Below are 412 nucleotides of genomic sequence, written 5' to 3'. Positions count from 1 at the left end.
GTGCTCACCGTCCGACGTCGTCGGCCCCCAGCGCCTGCATCCGCCGCCGGTGCAACTGGCAGCTCTCCCGGCCGTCGACGCCGTGGTCATCAGCCACGACCACTACGACCATCTCGATATCGACACCGTGGTTGCGCTGGTCGGCATGCAACGGGCCCCGTTCCTTGTGCCGCTCGGGGTCGGCGCCCACCTTCGGTCGTGGGGTGTTCCGCAGGATCGCATTGTTGAGCTCGACTGGAACCAGAGCGCTCAGGTCGATGAGCTCACCGTGGTCTGCGTGCCGGCACGGCACTTCTCGGGACGGTTCCTGAGCCGCAACACCACACTGTGGGCCTCGTGGGCGTTTGTTGGGCCGAACCATCGCGCCTACTTCGGCGGTGATACCGGATACACCAAGAGCTTCACCCAGATC

Annotated in this window: 1 protein-coding gene; it reads left to right on the top strand. The window is 65.8% G+C overall.

What is annotated here, in order from left to right; translation table 11 throughout:
- The coding region (locus FL311_RS43755; RefSeq protein ID WP_194869661.1) for an MBL fold metallo-hydrolase at positions 1-412 on the top strand (412 nt) is incomplete at both ends.

The sequence above is a fragment of the Myxococcus sp. AB025B genome, assembly GCF_006518215.1.
In the GTDB taxonomy this organism is placed as follows: Bacteria; Myxococcota; Myxococcia; order Myxococcales; family Myxococcaceae; genus Myxococcus; species Myxococcus fulvus.
The sequence above is the reverse complement of the archived record's forward strand: the minus strand, read 5'-3'. Positions and strand labels throughout refer to the sequence as shown.